The 2,707-nt window shown below is 73.9% G+C and carries 1 protein-coding gene; it reads right to left on the bottom strand.

The features are described 5' to 3' along the window. Nucleotides 1-2,707: SpnB-like Rossmann fold domain-containing protein (locus AXW62_RS36860; RefSeq protein ID WP_159061039.1), on the bottom strand; the 2,707-nt coding region annotated here is incomplete at both ends.

Below are 2,707 nucleotides of genomic sequence, written 5' to 3'. Positions count from 1 at the left end.
CCCCTCGCCGCACGCACCACCTCCGCAAACCCCACATCACGCGACGACGCCCGATGCGCCCCGTCCACCCCCATCTCCCCCAGCACCCCATGCTTGCCAGGACTCGCCGTCGCATACACCTCCGCACCCAGATACCGCGCGATCCCCACCGCCGCCATCCCCACACCACCAGCCGCCGCATGAACCAACACCGACTCCCCACACCGCAGCCGACCCAGCTCCACCAACCCATACCACGCCGTCAGATAAGCCACCGGCACCGCCGCCGCCTGCCGAAAGGACCACCCGCCGGGAATGGGCGCCACCATACGGGCGTCCGCCACCGCCAGCGGGCCGAACGCGCCCTCGAACAGTCCCATCACCCGGTCGCCCACGGCCAGCCCGGTCACGCCGGGGCCGATCTCCCGCACCACACCGGCGCCCTCGCTGCCCCCGAACACCGCGTCCCCGGGGTACATCCCCAACACGATCAGCGCATCGCGGAAGTTCACGCCCGCCGCGTGGACATCGATCCGCACCTGGCCCGCCCGCAGCGGTGCCAAGACCTCCGGACATGCCACCGGCCGCACGCCGTCCACCGTCCCGGCGTCCTCGAGTCCGAGCCGCCACGCGGAGTGCCCCAGAGGCGCCACCGGCCCTTCGCCCCGCCCGGCGCGCACCAGCCGGGGCACCAACACCTGCCCCGCCCGCAGCGCCAGCTGCGATTCGTCCCTCTCCACGGCGCGTGCCACGGCGTCGGCCACGCGGGGAGCGGGCACCCCGGCGCGAGGGTCGAGGCCGAGATCGAGATCGAGGTCGAGGTCGAGGTCGAGGTCGAGCAGCAGGAAACGGCCCGGGTTCTCGGCCTGTGCGCTGCGCACCAGGCCCCATACGGCGGCCCCCGCCGTATCCACGTCCTCGGCGACGGGTCCGCCGCCGTCCGGGTCGCCGGTCACGACGGCGCCACCGGTCATCACGACCAACCGGGCCTCGGCCAGGCGCGGTTCGGCCAGCCAGTCCTGCAGCAGTGCCAGCACGCGTTCCGCCGCGGCCAGGCCATCGGCCGCCATGTCGCTGTCCCGCCTGTCCGCCGCCGGGGCGGGCCCAGGTGCCAGCACGACCGCCGGTGGGGATGCGCCCGCGTCGAGCGCGGCGATCAGCGCCCGCAGATCCGGATGGTGTGCGGCGGCGGACCCGGCCGGAGCCATGTCCTCGGCGCCCAGGATCGCCCAGTGGGCGTCATCGGCCGGGCGGTCCGCGGACCGCCCCGCGCCGTTCGGCGGCGCGGGCACCGGCAAGGGCACCCAGTCCATGGCGAACAGCCCGCCTACGCCGGGCGGTTGGGCCATACGCAGCTGATCTGCGCCGGCCGCTCGCAGCACCACCGCGTCGGCGCTCAGCACCGGGCCGCCCAGGGCGTCCGCCACGGTGACGCGCAGCGTACGCTCCGCCTCCGCACCGGGCCGTTGCGGAGAGATCCGTACCCGTACCGTGGTCGCCCCGGTGGCCCACAGGGACACCCCGCTCCAAGTGAACGGCAGCCACACCCTGCCATCGGCCGGGCCGGTGGGGGCGTCGGCCGTGGGCTCGTCGGCCAGGAGCACGGGATGCAGCGCGGCGTCCAGCAGCGCCGGATGGATGCCGAAGCCGGTCCGCTCCCCCGCTGCTTCGGGCAGCGTCACCTCGGCCAGGAGGTCCGCGCCGTCCCGCCACACCGCGCGCAGCCCCTGGAACGCCGGGCCGTACGCGTATCCCGACGCCGCGATGCGTTCGTAGAAGTCCACGGGGTCCAGCGGTTTCGCGTCCGCCGGTGGCCACGTCCCGCCCGGCTCCTCCGCCGGGCCGGAGCCCTCGGAGGGCGGGCCCAGCACGCCTTCGGCGTGGCACACCCATCCGGCGGCCGTGTCGGCACCGTCATCGGGGCGCGCGTACATCCGCACATCGCACCGACCATCGGCGCCCGGTCCGCCGACGACCACCTGCAGCCGCACTCCCCCATCGGGCGGCAGCACCAGCGGCACCTGGAGCGCCAGTTCCTCGATGCCGCCGCAGCCGACCTCGTCGGCCGCCCGCAGCGCCCACTCCACCATGGCCGTCCCGGGCACCAGTGCCGCGCCCGCCACCACATGGTCGGCGAGCCAGCCGTGCGACGCGGCCGAGAGGCGTCCCGTCAGCAGATGGCCACTGCCGTCGGCGAGTTCGACGGCGGCGCCCAGCAGCGGATGGTCCGCGGCGACCAGCCCGAGATCGGTGGGATCGGCACCCCGACCGCTGAGTCCGTCGATCCAGTAGCGCTCACGCTGGAAGGCGTAGGTGGGCAGGTCGACAGTACGGGGAGTGGGATCGGCCGGGAACGCCGCCTTCCAGTCCACCCCGACCCCCGCGACGAACGCCTGACCAACAGACCGCAAAAGCTGACCCCGACCACCATGATCACGGCGCAGCGTGGGCACCGCGACCGCCTCCACCCCCACACGCTCAAACGTCTCCTCCATCCCCAGGGCCAGTACCGGGTGGGGGCTGGCCTCGATGAACACCCGATGCCCGTCCGCCAACAACGCCTCCACCGCCTCAGCGAACCGCACCCGCTCCCGCAAATTCGCCACCCAATACGCCGTATCCAGCACACAGGGATCGACCCGACCGCCGGTCACCGTCGAGTAGAACGCCACCTCCGACCCGGAGACATCAAGCGGACGGACACCGGCCAGCACCTCGTACAGCTCCT

The organism is Streptomyces hygroscopicus subsp. hygroscopicus (assembly GCF_001553455.1).
Classification (GTDB): domain Bacteria; phylum Actinomycetota; class Actinomycetes; order Streptomycetales; family Streptomycetaceae; genus Streptomyces; species Streptomyces hygroscopicus.
This window is presented reverse-complemented; position numbering and strand designations above follow the sequence as displayed.